Below are 15,471 nucleotides of genomic sequence, written 5' to 3'. Positions count from 1 at the left end.
ATCGTCGCTGATCAACAAAAGGGAGAGGGCGCCTTTCCTTTTTGCCGACAGTGCCGATAGAACGACGCGATGAGCGCAGGAATCATGGATCGAGTTGCATCCGAAATGGCGGTTGCCGCCCCGCCGGGCGTCGATCCGACGGCCCCGCTGCTGCTGTTCGATTCGGGTGTCGGCGGGCTTAGCGTCCTTGCCAAGGTGCGCGCGCTGCTGCCCGATGCACCGGTGATCTACGTCGCCGACAACGCCGGCCTGCCCTATGGGGACAAGAACGAAGCGCAGATCGCAGCGCGGGTTTCGGGCCTGCTAGGCAGGATGACGGAGCGGTTTCGTCCGCGTCTGGTCTGCATCGCCTGCAACACGGCCTCAACAATCGCGCTCGCTTCTGTGCGCGAAGTTTTGGAAGTTCCGATCGTCGGCACCGTCCCCGCGATCAAGCCCGCAGCGGCGATGACACAAACCGGCGTGATCGGGCTGCTCGGCACGGCAGCAACCATCCGCCAAGGCTATGTCGACAGGCTGGAGGCAGAATTTGCGGCAGACAAGGTGCTGCTTCGGCACGGCGCGCCCGAATTGGTCGCAGCAGCCGAGCGAAAGCTGCGCGGCGAACATGTCGACAAGGATGTCTACCGACGGGCCGCCGCCGCGTTACGCACCATGCCCGGCGGCGATCGGATCGATACCGTTGTGCTTGCATGCACGCATTTCCCGCTCGTCGCCGAGGAGCTGGGTGAGGCATTCGGCAGCGACGTTCGCTTTATTGACGGATCGGACGGCATCGCTCGCCGGATCGCTTTCCTGACCCAGGGCCAGGGGTGGCAGAGGCAGGGCGACGATATTGCCATGTTCACCCGCGACGAACCGGAACTGGCGCGGCTGAAACCGGCGCTCGAAGCGCAACGGCTTTTGCGCAGCGCGATCTTCTGAAGCACGGGCGAGGTGGGATTGTTCTCCCGGATTTTCATCGCGATCATCGTAATCGTGGCGGTTCCTTATTACTGGCTCCTGCTCGACGCGCGGACGGGAAGCGTTCCGGCGAGGCCAATCGACATTGCCGCAATACGCAAGCTGGCCGACCAGATTCCTGGGCAACGACCAGTTTCGATCGAGTACGCGCCACTGGCGGTGCGGCGCATGCCGGGAACTTTGCTTGTGGCAGGCGGTGGTCTGCAGACGCACACGGTGGCGAAGGATGCCTACCGCCTCGTCACCCCGGGGGGCGACACGGTGATCGACGTCGGACCGACGCGGGCCCAGGCGGCTGACGTCAACTTCGACCAGTTCGACGACCGTGCAAGGAGCGCCGTCGATCGTTGGATGCGCGATGCCAAGCGGATCTTGTTCACGCACGAACATCCGGATTTCGTGGGGGCGTTCATTGCATCCGATGCGTTCGATTCCCTCGCTCCGAAGGTCATCGTCAGTCGCCGTCAGGCCGACGTTATGGAACACATGCGCTCAGGCGTGGCGAGCGGCGGAACGCAGATCGTGTCCTCAGACCAGGCAGAGGCAATCGCGCCCGGCATCGTCTTCATCCCGGCGCCCGGCCATTCAGTGGGCTCGCAGTTCATCTACGTGAAGCTTGCGAGTGGCCGCGAATACCTGTTTGTCGGCGATACCGCGACCATGCAGCGCAACGTCAGCTGGATACGCCCCCGTTCGCGACTCGCTTCGAGCTGGCAGGGCGGCGAAGATCGCGATGCGGTGATCGGGCATCTCAAGGGCCTTGCACAACTGGCGACCGCAGCGCCCGGCGTAACGATCGTCTACGGCGGTGATGTCTCTTGGCTTCAGACGCGCAGGGGCGGTCCCGGCTTCACTTCGGCGTTCCGCTACGGTTCGCAGGATTCATCGGAAAGTAACGAGGAAACCGAACAATCTTCCCTCAAATGACGCTGGCATTGAGTTTTCAACAGGCGTAAGAGCCCCGGCATACGCCGAGGGAGGGCCTCAGGGATCAGGCGCCTTCTTTGGAGACAGCAGTCTCCATGCAGCAGAGGAGCGGCGGGGTGAATTACGATCAGGTTTTTGATTCCGCCATCGAGCGTCTGCATTCCGAGGGCCGGTACCGCGTCTTTATCGACATTTTGCGAAACAAGGGCGCCTATCCAAACGCCCGCTGCTTTGCAGGCCACAACGGTCCCAAGCCGATCACCGTGTGGTGTTCGAACGACTACCTCGCGATGGGCCAACACCCCAAGGTGATTGCCGCCATGGAAGAGGCGCTGCACGATGTCGGCGCAGGCTCTGGCGGCACGCGCAACATCGGCGGCAACACGCACTACCATATCCAGCTCGAACAGGAGCTGGCCGACCTGCATGGCAAGGACGGCGCGTTGCTGTTCACTTCGGGCTATGTGTCGAACGATGCCACGCTCTCAACACTCGCCAAGATCCTGCCGGGCTGCGTGATCTTTTCGGACGAGCTGAACCATGCCTCGATGATTGCGGGGATCCGCAATTCGGGTGCCGAAAAGCGCGTGTTCCGTCACAACGATGTCGAACATCTTGAGCAGCTGCTGGCCGAAACCGACCCTGCGCTGCCCAAGCTGATTGCTTTCGAGAGCGTCTATTCGATGGACGGCGACGTCGCCCCGATCCACGCGATCTGCGACCTTGCCGAAAAGTACAACGCGCTAACCTACATCGATGAGGTTCATGCGGTCGGCATGTATGGTCCGCGCGGTGGGGGCATTACCGACCGCGACGAAGCCGCGCACCGCATCGATATCATCGAAGGGACGCTTGGCAAGGCATTCGGCGTGATGGGCGGCTACATCGCAGCCGACACCCGCATCATTGACGTAATCCGCTCCTATGCGCCGGGCTTCATCTTCACCACCTCGCTTTCGCCAGTGCTCGTCGCAGGCGTCCTTGCGAGCGTCCGTCACCTCAAGGCGTCGAGCGTCGAGCGCGAAGGCCAGCAGGCTGCCGCAGCGCGTCTCAAGGAGCTATTCCGTGACGCAGGTCTGCCGGTGATGCCATCGACGACGCACATCGTCCCGCTGATGGTCGGCGATCCGGTGCGCGCCAAGAAAGTCAGCGACATCCTGCTCGCGGAATATGGCGTCTATGTTCAGCCGATCAATTTCCCGACGGTGCCGCGCGGGACCGAGCGTCTGCGTTTTACACCGGGACCGCAGCACACCGAAGCGATGATGGTCGAACTGACCAAGGCGCTGCTCGAAATCTGGGAGCGGCTCGAACTGGAAATGAAGAAGGCTGCCTGAGCCACTGATCCCAAGCGATTTCTAAAGGGCCTCTCCTGACGGAGGGGCCCTTTTTCATGGCGCGACAGGCTGGCCGGCCTGCCTCAGGATCAAGTTGCCCGGCAAAGAAAAAGGCCCGACCTTTCGGCCGGGCCTTCGATCTTGTTCCCAGCAGCCTCGCTCAGCGCAGCGAGACAACATTGTCCGATACGCGAGGATCGCGGCGGTCGCCACGATACTGGCTGGCCATCGGCTCGTCCGACACGGTGTAGACCTGCGTTGCATCGAAGCCGTTGAACGCGGTCTTCATTGCAGCGCCATAGGCGCCGAGCATGCCGATCTCGATGTAGTCGCCCGACTTGATGTCGGACGGCAGTTCGAACGGGCCATCCATATGGTCCATGTCGTCGCAGGTCGGGCCCCAGAACGAGAAGCCTTCGACTTCGTCCGACACGCCATCGCGCAGCAGGCGGACCGGGAAGCGCCAACCCACATGCGCTGCGTCGAACAGCGCGCCATAAGCGCCGTCGTTGATGTACAGCTCTTCACCGCGGCGCTTTTCCACGCGCACGATCATCGAGTTGTACTCGGCGCACAGCGCGCGGCCCGGCTCGCACCACAGCTCTGCCGAATAGGACACCGGCAGCGATTCGTAGGTGCGGTCGATCACGCCGAAGTAATCTTCGAGTGGCGGCGGCTCCATGCCCGGATAGATCGACGGGAACCCACCGCCGACGTCGATGATGTCGACGGTGACCGAGGCATCGACGATCGCGGCGCGAACGCGTTCAAGGGCCTGCACATAGGCATGCGGCGTCATCGCCTGGCTGCCGACGTGGAAGCAGATGCCCAGCGAGTCCGCCACCTGTCGCGTGGCCTGAAGCAATTCGGCGGCTTGCGTCAGGTCGCAACCGAACTTGCTGGCAAGGCTGAGCTCGGAATACTCCGACGAAACGCGCAGACGCACGCACAGCGTCAGATCCTCGGGCGGGACGCCATCGTTCGCTTCAGTCGTCGCCGCCGTGATCTTCTCAAGCTCTTCAAGCGAATCCAGGCTGAAAACGCGCACGCCGTGCACGCCATAGGCTTCACGGATTGCGCTGGGCGTCTTGACCGGATGCATGAAGCACAGCGTCGCCTGCGGCAGCGTGCCGCGCACCAGGCGCACCTCGGCGATCGACGCGACGTCGTAATGCGTCACGCCTGCGTCCCACAGGACCTTGAGCAGATCTGCCGACGGATTCGCCTTTACCGCATAGAGCGAGCGGCCCGGAAAGTTCTCGACAAAGAACTTCGCGGCCCGCGCCGCGGCATGCGGGCGGTTGAGAATGGCGGGTTGGTCGGGCGCGAAGGTGCGCGCTACAGCCAGTGCGTCAGGATGGATGTGCAACTCAAGGGACCCCCAAACGGACTTGTTGAACGAAGCTGCCTTGCGGTTTGGAAGTCCCCATGGGGCAGCGAGAGCGGGCTAAATAGGACCCTCGCGCTGAACATCAAGTGAAAAAAAGGGCGACTCAGAATTCGGTCACAAAAATGAAACACCGCAACGCCGAGCCGCGGATTTCTCAGGGTTTGAGGTGCGCGGCAAGCGCAGCCCAAGCAGGCAGCGACCAGGGATCATTCGCCCCGTTCGCGGCCGTCGGGTGCGAGGCGAATCGTGCGACGACCATTTCGGCCGCTGGATCGATCCACAGGGTCTGTCCATGGATGCCGCGCGCACTGAACGCGCCATTACGATTGTGGCTATGCCACCACTGGCTTCCATAGCTCCAGCCACCGAGCTGCGGATATCGAACCGGGTCGAACTTCGCAGGATCACCGCCGCCACGGATCGCATCGATCGCGCCCTGGGGCAGCTTTCCCGTGCGGATCGCCTCGCCGAACTTGGCAAGATCCTCCAGCCGCAGATTGAGTCCTCCACCGGCAAAAGGCGTGCCGATCTCATCGACGATCAGATCGCCATCGCCCAGCATGCCGCACGGTTGCCAAATCCGCTCGGAAAGCACGGTCGCGAAGGGCTTGTCCTCCACCCGGGCGATGATCCATGCCAGCACCTCGGTATTGATCGTGCGATAAGTGAACTTCGCGCCATGAGCCGAGCCGTCGCCGCGTATGCCGGCAAGGAAGCTGCAAAGGTCGCGAGGACCGGCATAGCCTTCCGGCCGAGGCGTCAGCCCGAGCGCAGCGCTGTAGGCGCCTATGCCTGAAGACGGGTCGCCATAATCCTCGGAAAAATCGAGCGCGGTGGTCATGTCGAGCACGTGCGCGACGGTGGCATTGCCATAGCCGCTTTGCGCAAGCTCCGGCAGGATCGACGACACCGAATTCGAAGGATCGAGCCGCCCTTCGTCGATCAGCAGCCTTGCGATCGTGCCGACAAAGCTCTTGGTCACCGAGAAAGCGATATGCCGGGTTTCAGGGCCGGTTACACCGAACCAGCGTTCGAAGACCACCTCGCCGCGATGGACGACCATTATGCCGTCGGTGAAGCCCTCGACGAGCGACTCTTCGAAGCGGATCGGGTCGGCCTGTCCGGTCGGGACGAAGCGCACTTCGGCGACATCCGCCCGTGTGGCACGCGGAAGCGGGCTCCCCTTCCCGGAAGCCGCGATGCGCACGGTGGGCAGGAATTGCCGCATGTTCGAATAGGACCACCGGATCATCGGAAAGCGCATGTGATCCGCCCTCGATGGCACTATCCGGCGCTCAGGCGGCGGTGGATTGCCTTTCATCCAGCCCATCAGCGCCGGATCGCTGCTGCGTCCGTCGAGCAGTTCCTGCGGCATCCTTGCTCTCCTGTCCTTATCGTTCTCGGACAGGAGGATGCCTCAGGAAAGCCGATCGCGGAAGTCCTGATAGGAGAAGCTGCGCACGCGTTCCAACGCATCGGCCTCGCTGTCCCACAGCCAGATCGACGGCAGCGGGACGCCGTTGAAGGTGGTCGTCTTGACCATCGAGTAGTGCGCCTGGTCGAGGAAGGCGAAGCGCGCACCGGGCTCACAAGGCACAGGCAGGCGGTAGTCACCGATCACGTCGCCTGCGAGGCAGGAGGGTCCGCCGAGGCGCACCGGCGCATCGCCCTGACCGTCCTCGTATTCATCGATGGGCAGTTCGCCGAGCATCGCCGGGCGATAGGGCGCCTCGATCACGTCGGGCATGTGGCATGTGGCCGAGATGTCGGTGATGGCGAGCGGCATACCGTTCCAGTGCGTGTCGAGCACGGTGCCGACAAGAATCCCGGCATCAAGCGCGACAGCTTCGCCAGGCTCAAGATAGATCTGGCAGCCGGTCTCTTCCTTGACCCTCTTCAGAAACTCGATGAGGTCTTCGCGCTGGTAGTCGGCGCGGGTGACATGATGCCCGCCACCGAAGTTCAACCATTCAAGTTGGGGAAAGAACCGCTCGATCCGCGGCCTTAGTGATTCCCAGGTTCGCTGGAGCGGTTCGAAGTCCTGCTCACACAGCGTATGAAAATGGAGGCCAGTGACCCCTTCCAGATGCTCATCTCGAAGTTGGTCGACCGGGAAACCCAAGCGCGAATGCGGCGCACAAGGATCGTAACGCGGCACTTCACCTTCCGCATGCAACGGATTGATCCGCAGAGCGATATCGAACAATTCACCTTGCGCCCGCGCCGCCTCGATCTGCGGCCGGAAACGGGCGTGCTGCCCGGGCGAATTGAAAATTACGTGATCGGACAGGCGCAGGATCTCGGGCAAATCCTCCGCCTTGTAGGCTGCGCAATAGGTCGCAATCTCACCTTGGTAGTGTTCTGCGGCGAGCAACGCTTCCCACAGGCCCGACGTACACACCCCGTCCAGGTATTCAGCTACGACCGGTGCCACGCGCCACATGCTGAAGGCCTTGAGCGCGGCCAATACCTTTATGCCGGCAGAGTCACGGATGTCGGCCAGCACCTTGAGATTTGACCTGAGCTTCTGGACGTCGACGACGAAGGCCGGGCTATCCACCCGCGACAAGTCGAACTGCGCAAACGCGCCCGGATCGCCGGCCCTCGTTTCCATCGGATCAGAACTCCAGCGGCCCGGCAAGTTCCTTCACCTGCCAAGGCAGGCCATGCTTGTTGAGCATGTCCATGTAGGGATCGGGATCGAACTGTTCGATGTTGAACACGCCCTCACCCTTCCAGATGCCCTGCACCATCAGCGCCGCGCCGATCATCGCGGGGACGCCAGTGGTGTAGCTCACCGCCTGGTTGCCAGTCTCGCGATAGGCATCCTCGTGGTCGCAGATATTGTAGATGTAGAAGGTCTTTTCTTCACCATCCTTCAGACCGGTGGCGATGTCGCCGATGTTTGTCTTGCCCTTGGTAGTCGGGCCGAGCGAGGCCGGTTCGGGCAGCACGGCCTTGAGGAACTGGAGCGGGATGATCTCCTTGCCCTCGTAGATCACCGGGTCGATCCGCGTCATACCCACGTTCTGCAGCACGGTCAGGTGCGTGATGTAGGCATCGCCGAAGGTCATCCAGAAGCGGATGCGCTCGATCTCGGGCAAGTGATGCGCGAGGCTTTCCAATTCCTCGTGGTACATCAGGTACATGTTCTTGGGGCCCACCGCCTCGAAATCAAACTGGTGGCGAATCGTCAGCGCCGGGGTTTCCACCCATTCGCCATTCAGCCAGTGCCGCGCCGGCGCGGTTACTTCGCGAATGTTGATCTCCGGGTTGAAGTTGGTGGCGAAATGCTGGCCATGGTCGCCGCCGTTGCAATCGAGGATGTCGAGCGTGCGGATCGTGTCGAGCTTGTGCTTCTTCAGCCAGGTAGCGAAAACACTGGTAACACCCGGATCGAACCCAGATCCCAGCAGGGCCATGAGGCCCGCTTCCTTGAACTTGTCCTGATAGGCCCACTGCCACTTGTATTCGAACTTGGCCTCGTCGATCGGCTCGTAGTTCGCGGTGTCCATGTAGTTGACGCCAGCGGCAAGGCAGGCGTCCATGATGTGGAGGTCCTGATATGGCAGCGCCAGATTCACGACCAGCACCGGCTTGACCTCGTTGAGCAGCGCGGTGGTCGCGGCGACGTCGTCCGCGTCGATCTGGTAAGTCGCGACGTCGCGTCCGGTACGTTCCTTTACAGAAACAGCGATGGCGTCGCACTTTGACTTGGTGCGGCTGGCGAGCGCGATTTCGCTGAAGATGTCCGGGTTCATCGCCATCTTGTGAACGGCAACCGAGCCGACGCCGCCGGCGCCGATGACGAGGACCTTGGCCATGAGAAACTCCTGGTCGAAACATGAAAGGTGGTCGCGCATATCCACATCGGGGCGCGACAGGCATGGCGTGCGCCTTTAGGCTAAAGGCATGACAAACCCAAGTCCCCACGAACCGACAGACCAACTGCCGCTGCCAGAACGCGAGCCGACCCGTGAAGGCGTTCTTCGGGCAGACGCAAAGATCGGCCAACTCCTTCCTGAAACTCCCTTGGTAGAGCTTGATCTGCCAGCAGGTGGATCGGTGCTGTGCAAGGTTGAAAGCCTGCAGCCGGTCGGCGCTTTCAAGATCCGCGGCGCCTGGCACCGTCTTTCGGACCTGAGCGAGAGAGAGCGGGCGCGGGGTGTGATCGCCGTATCGAGCGGAAACCACGCACAAGGCGTCGCATGGGCAGCGGCCAGGCTGGGAATTGCTGCCACGATCGTGATGCCCTCCAATGCACCGGAGGTGAAGCTTGCTGCGACACGCGCGTTGGGAGCGGACATCGTGCTTTACGATCGCATGCGCGAATCGCGGGACGCCATTGCGCGCGATATCTGCAATGAGCGGGGCGCGGTTCTGGTCCACGCCTACGGCGATCCATGGGTCATCGAGGGACAAGGCACGGCAGGCATCGAGATTGCTCGCCAAATGTCCGCTCGCGGGCTGGGGTCACCGACGCGCATCGTTTGCCCTTGCGGGGGCGGTGGACTCGCATCCGGTCTCGCATTGGCGTGCCCGGATGCGCAGATCGTGCCGGTCGAACCCGAAGGTTGGGACGACGTCACCCGCAGCCTTGCAGCCGGTCGAATCCTGGCGCTCGGCTCCGCTCCTCCGCCAACGGCATGCGATGCCTTGCAGACGCCCTACACATTTCCCGTCAACTTCGCGGTCATGGCGGCGCATGGCATGGTTGGCGTGACCGTCAGCGAGGCCGAAATTCGCCGGGCACAGCGCCTTGCCTTCGCACGGCTGAGACTGGTCATCGAACCGGGTGGAGCCGCCGCACTCGCCGCCATCTTGGCCGGAAAGGTGCCGCACGATCACGGTACGGTGGTCGTGCTTTCAGGCGGGAACGTCGACCCTGCCGCCTTTGCACAAGTGCTGGTGGGGTCTGACTGAAACGAAGACTTGCCACAATATCGCAACGCGACGGTCGTAGCCGGCGCGGCGGAAGGGTGTTCCCGCCCGACGCTCGTGCAAGACCGGAGCCACGCCTATGCAGATCAGCACGCCCCAATTTGCCGCCGAAACGCAGAAAAAGGTTGAAAGTGCCGTCGTGCGCAAGGGCGCCGGCATGGGCACGCGCCTTCTGGACCAGGCTTTCACCTTTGCGTTCCGCGGCTTGGTCTATGCCCAGATCTGGGAAGATCCGGCCGTGGACATGGAGGCGCTGCAGATTGGGCCTGACAGCCGCGTCGTCGCCATCGCCAGCGGCGGATGCAACGTGCTGTCCTATCTCGTCGCCGATCCGGACAGGATCACTGCCATCGACCTCAACACGGCGCATGTCGCGCTCAACAAATTGAAGCTCGCATCGGCGCGCCATCTGCCCGATTATGCGTTGTTTCGCCGCTTCTTCGCAGAAGCAGACAGCAAGGCGAATATCGAAGCCTACAAGACTTTCGTCGCCCGACACCTCGACGAAACGACGCGCCGTTACTGGGAAGGTCGCGATCTGACCGGGCGCCGTCGCATCAATGCCTTCGGGAAGAACATATACAAGCGAGGTTTGCTGGGTAACTTCATAGGGATAGCTCACCTTCTTGCAAAGATTTATCGCATCGATCTGTCGCGCATCCTCGCCGCGAATTCGGTCGAGGAACAGCGCGCCGTGTTCGAGGCCGAGATGGCCCCCGTATTCGATCGAAAGTTCGTCCGCTGGCTGACCGAGCAGCCGGCTTCGCTGTTCGGCCTTGGCATCCCGCCTGCGCAGTTCGATGCGCTTGCTGGCGATCAACCCATGGCGGAGGTGCTGCGCAGGCGCCTGGCCAAGCTCGCCTGTGACTTCGAAGTAAGCGACAACTACTTCGCATGGCAGGCTTTTTCGCGTGGATATGGCCGCACGCCCGATTGCCCACTTCCACCCTACCTCCAAGCCGAAAACTGGCAGACGGTCCGCAGCCGTATTGATCGGGTAGAAGTGCTCCACGCCAATATGACTGAATGGCTCTCGAGCCAGGCCGACGCCTCTCTCGATCGCTATGTGCTGCTCGATGCGCAGGACTGGATGACCGACGCGCAGCTCGATGACTTGTGGCGCCAGATCACCCGGACCGCGCGCAGCGGTGCTCGCGTGCTGTTCCGCACCGCGGCCGAGCCGAGCCTGCTGCCGGGCCGCGTGGACGATGCGCTGCTGTCACGATGGACATATCACGCGGAGGCAAGCCTCGATTACACCCGCCGCGATCGCTCATCGATCTATGGCGGCGTCCATCTCTACGAGTTGAAGTGATGGCAAGCGTCGCAACGCCAAGCACGGGACATGGAGCCCTGATGGACGCGGTCTACCGCAGACAGAAGCACATCTATGACGTCACGCGGAAATACTACCTGTTCGGGCGCGACAGCCTGGTGGCAGAGCTTAACGCGGCGCCAGGAACCTCGGTGCTGGAAATGGGGTGCGGGACTGGCCGCAACCTCGCCCTGATCGGCCGGCGCTGGCCAAGGGCGGAGCTGCACGGCATCGATATCTCGAGCGAAATGCTTTCGGTAGCGCGAGAGCGGGTTGGCAAGACTGCCGTGCTCGCCTTGGCTGACGCCACGAGCATCGATGCACAAGCGCTGTTCGGCCGAGACCAGTTCGACCGGGTGGTCATTTCCTACACCTTGTCGATGATCCCCGTGTGGCGGGAAGCGATCCATCATGCGGCGTCGCTGCTTGCGCCGGGAGGTTCGCTGCATGTCGTCGATTTCGGCGATTGCGATGGCCTTCCAGCGCCGCTCCGCGCTGGCTTGCGCGCTTGGCTGAAGAATTTCCATGTCACCCCTCGCACCGATCTTGGAGCTGCACTAGCCGCGGTCTGCGAGGACGGCCCCTTCACTGCCACGACACGCCGCGGTCCTTTGGGATATTTCCAGATCGGGAGACTGACCCGCAGCATTTGACAACTATCTGAGCGTTCCGCACTCTCCCGGGCAAAAGACGGGGAGGAAGATATGCAGAAAGAGATGCTCGCGCCGGCAAGCGTGCTCGTCCTGTGGTCGCTGGTCATGCTGGTATGGATGGCCCTCGCCCGCCTTCCCGCGCTTGCGAAGCTCGGTGGCCTGGCCAATGCAAAGCCTGGTGGCCGGGGGCAGGATCTCGAAGGCGTTCTCCCCGACGCAATAAATTGGAAATCGCATAATTACAGCCATTTGATGGAGCAACCTACGTTGTTCTATGCGGTTTCGGCGATCCTTGCGCTGACCGGGGCGAGTGCCGTGGATGTGGCGCTCGCATGGACGTATGTCGGAATCCGGATCGTCCATTCCTTGTGGCAGGCGCTCGTCAACCGGGTGCCGATCCGCTTCGCGTTGTTCATGGCCTCGACGCTTGTGCTGGCAACTCTTGCCATACGGGCAGTCGCGATTACGCTGACCTGAGACAAAGGTTGAAGAAGGGGGAGAATGACAATGATTGGAATGACCATCCTTAAACCAGTCGTCGCATTGGCGGCGTGGACGATGATCATGTGGATCTGGATGTATGCCACGCGCATCCCGGCAATCTCCAAATTGCCAAAGCCGACCGAACCCGGCGCAGATCAGGGATGGACAGGGGCCATGCTGGAATCGCTGATCCCGCGCGAGATCCAGTGGAAGGCCCACAATTACAATCACCTGCACGAAGCACCGACGGTGTTCTATGCGGTGTGCATTGTACTGGCGATGATCGGGCAGGGCGATGGCCTGAACACAACGATTGCGTGGGTCTATGTTGCCCTGCGCATCGTTCATTCGATCTGGCAGTCGACCGTCAACAAGGTCGGCATCCGCTTCCTGTTGTTCGCGCTCTCCAGCCTGGCGCTGATGGCGCTCACTCTGCACGCCGCGCTAGCGGTGTTCTGAGCACGCATCTGCAGAAATTAGAAATTGGAGTGGATAACGAGGACTGCCCGACCTGAGTCCGGCGGTCCTCAGCCGGCGCGAACGAACAGGCTGGCCAGCTCGACATGCGTGGTCCACCTAAACTGTCCGACCGCGCGCAGGGCCGCGAGCCGATAACCTCCAGCTATGAGGCTCGCGGCGTCCTTCGCCCAGCTTGCCGGATTGCAGCTGACGTAAATAACCCTTGGCACCTTGCTGGCGGCGATCTGACCGACTTGCTCCTTGGCTCCTGCCCGCGGTGGATCGAGCACGACCCCGGCAAAGCGATCAAGCTCGTCGGTTCGCAACGGATTGCGGAACAGGTCGCGGTGCAGCGCATGGACCTGCCGCCCATTTGCGCGGGCGGCCGCCTGGCAGGCCAGGTGAGCATCGCGCGCCGCCTCGACCGCGAGAACCTTTGTCTGCCCTTCGGCCAACGCAAAGGCGAAGGTGCCGAGCCCCGCAAACAGATCCGCAATCGTCGCGCTACCCGCGAGCCACTCGCGCGCCGCGGCAGTCAATGCAGCTTCCCCATCGCGCGTGGCTTGAAGGAAGGCCCCGGGCGGAAGGCTCACCGGCGTTTCGCCGAGCGTCACGGTGACCGGATCCGGCTCCCACGTTGATTCCGGCCCGAAGCCGCTATCGAGCGTGAGGCGGGCCAGATCATGATCCCGGGCAAAGTCGAGCAGTGCTTCGGTTCGCGCAAGATTGTCAGCGCTCAGACCATTCAGCCCAAGCGCGACGCCTTGGTCAGCGAGGGTCATTTCGACGTCGACGACCAACTTGCGCTCGCCCCAGCCTTCCAGCAGTCGCCGGATCGGCGCCACCAGTGCGAACAGTTCGGGCGCGAGAACATGGCATTCGCGCATGTCGACGATCTTGTGGCTTCCCTGCTCGCGAAAGCCGAGAACGACGCGCTTGCCGATGGCCTGCGCGTGAAGTGTCGCGCGCCGGCGAGAGTTGGCCGGCGACAGATGGGCAGGTTCAGCTGGAGGTGGGTCGATCCCCTGCCCCAGCGCCGCCCCTTCGACGCGACCGAACACGTATTCCTCGAGCGCACGGTCCGACAAGTGCTGCAACTGGCAACCACCGCAGGCCGGAAAGTGGCGGCAGGGTGGATCGACATGATCGGGCCCTCGTGTCAGCGTTCCGTCGGTCTCAACGACGTCACCCGGAGCGGCAAACGCGAAGTACCGCCCATCGGCAGTCTGCCCCTCGCCCTTTGCGGCAATGCGGATGATCCGGCTGCCGCTCATGCGAGCGCTCCGGCAAGAGCACGTCCCGCTGCCTGAGCAAGCTCATTCGAGGTAAAGGCCGGGCCACACAGCCGCGCAGCTTCGCCATGAAGCCAAACCCCCTCGCAGGCCGCCCGCAGCGTTTCGCCATGGACGGCAAGCCGGCTTGCAATCAGGCCGGCAAGCACATCCCCCGTCCCGGCGGAAGAGAGCCAGCTCGAAGCTCGTGGGGCGACGACCACGCGACCCGAGGCATCGACAACGATACTGTCCGGCCCCTTCAGCACCACCGTCGCGCGCGCTTGCTTCGCCAGAGCTTTGGCGCGGTGGAGCCGGGTGCCATTAGCAGGCAGCAGGAACGCGCGTTCGAGCGCTGCCATTTCGCCTTCATGAGGTGTCAGGATTGTGGGGGCTTTCAAAGGAATGTCTGGACCAAGCAGCATCAGTGCGTCTGCGTCAAGGACGGTGGGGACGCCGCGCGTGACGACGGTCTCCAGATGGCGGCGCGCCGTGTCGTCCCGCCCGAGGCCAGGCCCCAGCAGCAGCGCAGCCAGGCGCGGATCTGAAACCAGATCGTCGATGGCACCCGCCGTCGTCACCAGTTCTGGCAAGGGCGCTACACACGCCGCGAGCCGTGAATCAGGATGCAGCAGCTTGACGTACCCTGCCCCGACCCTGAGCGCGGCCGTTGCAGACAATATCGACGCCCCCGGCATAGCTCCAGAAACGATACCGAGCAGTCCGCGACGGTATTTGTGCGCGTCAGGCGCTGGCGCTTGAAACCGTGGGCGGAGCAGAAGGCGGGGAGCGTTCTGCCGCAACGTAACGCCGATATCAACGAGGCGGAGCACGCCCATATTGGCGCAAGCGGGCATGGTCCAGTGGGCCTGCTTCCAGGCGCCAAGTGCAATCGTCACATCGTTCTGAGGCAGATCGTGGTTGAGCGGCGCACCGCTGTCGCTTTCGATTCCACTCGGCAAGTCCACCGCTACGGTCAGGTGGTGAGCGGCGGACAATCCCTTGACCAAGGCCAGGAGGTCTTCCGGCAAGGCCCGGCTCAGGCCGCTTCCGAACAGGCAGTCGACAAAAACATCACCCGAAACAATCACATGGCCGTCCGTTACGTTACCCTCAAACAAGTGTCGCGCATTGATCGCAGCGGCTGTCGCAGGCTCTCGCGCCGCCACAACCGTCACCGGATTGCCGTGCTCCATCAAATGGCGCGCAATGACGTAGCCATCGCCTCCGTTGTTGCCAGGGCCACAAAGGACGGTGACGGATCTCCCTGCGGCAAGACGGCGAACATATTCGCCCGCGCCACGTCCCGCCACTTCCATGAGTGCTTCTACGGACAGCCCGCCCGCAACCAGTTCATCTTCCGCCGCACGCATTTGTGCGACAGTGAGGATCTGAGACAGCGTTACGTCACGGGGTTGCGTCATCGGATGGACTGGTATCCGGCTTGAGAGTGGCGGGGAAGCGATATCGATCCCGCCCGACGCTGACTTCAAGCACGCGATCACCGACCCAATGGGCCATCGATTCTTCGACGCCATCGGCGGCGATTACACCACGCCCGTCAGCAACTTTTTCAAACCGGCGGAACATCCCGTCGGGGGCGGCAACGACGAGCACCGTCCGGCCGTTCTGCTGCGTTTCTTCGACCGTGCAGTCGGGCATAAAGTCGCTTGCGCCGGCCAGTGCGCAATCGATGTGGCGCAAGGGTGGCCCCGCCTCACCCCCGCGCCCG

15 protein-coding genes are annotated in these 15,471 nt (G+C 62.6%); 8 read left to right on the top strand and 7 right to left on the bottom strand.

What is annotated here, in order from left to right; all coding sequences use genetic code 11:
• The first annotated feature begins 84 nt into the window (after positions 1-84).
• The 3 genes from murI to hemA all read left to right on the top strand — a co-directional run bounded on the left by murI (position 85) and on the right by hemA (position 3,227).
• Positions 85-924 (top strand): glutamate racemase, encoded by an 840-nt coding sequence (gene murI / locus HHL27_RS14570; RefSeq protein ID WP_169494172.1) that lies wholly within the window; start codon positions 85-87, stop codon positions 922-924.
• Positions 925-936: 12 nt separating this feature from the next.
• Positions 937-1,890, top strand: a complete 954-nt coding sequence (locus HHL27_RS14565) for an MBL fold metallo-hydrolase (RefSeq protein WP_206069633.1) — start codon at positions 937-939, stop codon at positions 1,888-1,890.
• Positions 1,891-2,006: 116 nt separating this feature from the next.
• Entirely contained in the window at positions 2,007-3,227 is a 1,221-nt protein-coding gene (gene hemA / locus HHL27_RS14560) for a 5-aminolevulinate synthase (RefSeq protein ID WP_169494256.1), read from the top strand.
• 160 nt (positions 3,228-3,387) lie between these two features.
• On the opposite strand, the gene HHL27_RS14555 is transcribed toward hemA, so the two are convergent.
• The 4 genes from HHL27_RS14555 to HHL27_RS14540 all read right to left on the bottom strand — a co-directional run bounded on the left by HHL27_RS14555 (position 3,388) and on the right by HHL27_RS14540 (position 8,441).
• The gene (locus HHL27_RS14555) at positions 3,388-4,596 is read right to left on the bottom strand and encodes a type III PLP-dependent enzyme (protein ID WP_169494170.1); all 1,209 of its coding nucleotides are present in this window, start codon (positions 4,594-4,596) and stop codon (positions 3,388-3,390) included.
• 175 nt (positions 4,597-4,771) lie between these two features.
• Complete coding sequence (locus HHL27_RS14550; RefSeq protein ID WP_169494169.1) at positions 4,772-5,992, bottom strand: serine hydrolase domain-containing protein; 1,221 nt, start codon at positions 5,990-5,992, stop codon at positions 4,772-4,774.
• Positions 5,993-6,034: 42 nt separating this feature from the next.
• Positions 6,035-7,231: a carboxynorspermidine decarboxylase gene (locus HHL27_RS14545; protein ID WP_169494255.1), complete on the bottom strand. Its 1,197-nt coding sequence runs from the start codon at positions 7,229-7,231 to the stop codon at positions 6,035-6,037.
• 4 nt (positions 7,232-7,235) lie between these two features.
• Positions 7,236-8,441: a saccharopine dehydrogenase family protein gene (locus HHL27_RS14540; RefSeq protein ID WP_169494168.1), complete on the bottom strand. Its 1,206-nt coding sequence runs from the start codon at positions 8,439-8,441 to the stop codon at positions 7,236-7,238.
• A gap of 88 nt (positions 8,442-8,529) precedes the next feature.
• On the opposite strand from HHL27_RS14540, the gene HHL27_RS14535 reads away from it, so the two are divergent.
• The 5 genes from HHL27_RS14535 (at position 8,530) to HHL27_RS14515 (ending at position 12,468) form a co-directional block, all read left to right on the top strand.
• Positions 8,530-9,540 (top strand): threonine ammonia-lyase, encoded by a 1,011-nt coding sequence (locus tag HHL27_RS14535; RefSeq protein WP_169494167.1) that lies wholly within the window; start codon positions 8,530-8,532, stop codon positions 9,538-9,540.
• A gap of 97 nt (positions 9,541-9,637) precedes the next feature.
• The gene (locus tag HHL27_RS14530; protein WP_169494166.1) at positions 9,638-10,873 is read left to right on the top strand and encodes a BtaA family protein; all 1,236 of its coding nucleotides are present in this window, start codon (positions 9,638-9,640) and stop codon (positions 10,871-10,873) included.
• A 41-nt stretch (positions 10,874-10,914) separates the two neighbouring features.
• A complete protein-coding gene (locus tag HHL27_RS14525) occupies positions 10,915-11,526 on the top strand; it encodes a class I SAM-dependent methyltransferase (protein ID WP_169494254.1) in 612 nt (203 codons plus the stop codon).
• Positions 11,527-11,577: 51 nt separating this feature from the next.
• The gene (locus HHL27_RS14520; protein ID WP_169494165.1) at positions 11,578-12,003 is read left to right on the top strand and encodes an MAPEG family protein; all 426 of its coding nucleotides are present in this window, start codon (positions 11,578-11,580) and stop codon (positions 12,001-12,003) included.
• 30 nt (positions 12,004-12,033) lie between these two features.
• Positions 12,034-12,468 (top strand): MAPEG family protein, encoded by a 435-nt coding sequence (locus HHL27_RS14515; protein WP_169494164.1) that lies wholly within the window; start codon positions 12,034-12,036, stop codon positions 12,466-12,468.
• Between the two features lie 68 nt (positions 12,469-12,536).
• On the opposite strand, the gene HHL27_RS14510 is transcribed toward HHL27_RS14515, so the two are convergent.
• From HHL27_RS14510 to HHL27_RS14500, 3 genes are read right to left on the bottom strand one after another with little or no spacing between them, the layout of a single operon-like run.
• The gene (locus tag HHL27_RS14510; protein WP_169494163.1) at positions 12,537-13,742 is read right to left on the bottom strand and encodes a class I SAM-dependent RNA methyltransferase; all 1,206 of its coding nucleotides are present in this window, start codon (positions 13,740-13,742) and stop codon (positions 12,537-12,539) included.
• Positions 13,739-15,163: an NAD(P)H-hydrate dehydratase gene (locus tag HHL27_RS14505; RefSeq protein WP_169494162.1), complete on the bottom strand. Its 1,425-nt coding sequence runs from the start codon at positions 15,161-15,163 to the stop codon at positions 13,739-13,741. Before HHL27_RS14505 ends, HHL27_RS14510 begins: the two co-directional genes overlap by 4 nt.
• Complete coding sequence (locus HHL27_RS14500; RefSeq protein WP_240959822.1) at positions 15,147-15,443, bottom strand: hypothetical protein; 297 nt, start codon at positions 15,441-15,443, stop codon at positions 15,147-15,149. The genes HHL27_RS14505 and HHL27_RS14500 overlap by 17 nt, the downstream gene beginning before the upstream one ends.
• Positions 15,444-15,471 lie beyond the last annotated feature (28 nt).

Origin of the sequence: Novosphingobium olei, from assembly GCF_012927405.1 — a bacterium.
Lineage (GTDB): Bacteria > Pseudomonadota > Alphaproteobacteria > Sphingomonadales > Sphingomonadaceae > Novosphingobium > Novosphingobium olei.
Note: the sequence above shows the minus strand (reverse complement) of the source record. Positions and strands in the feature narration are given on the sequence as shown.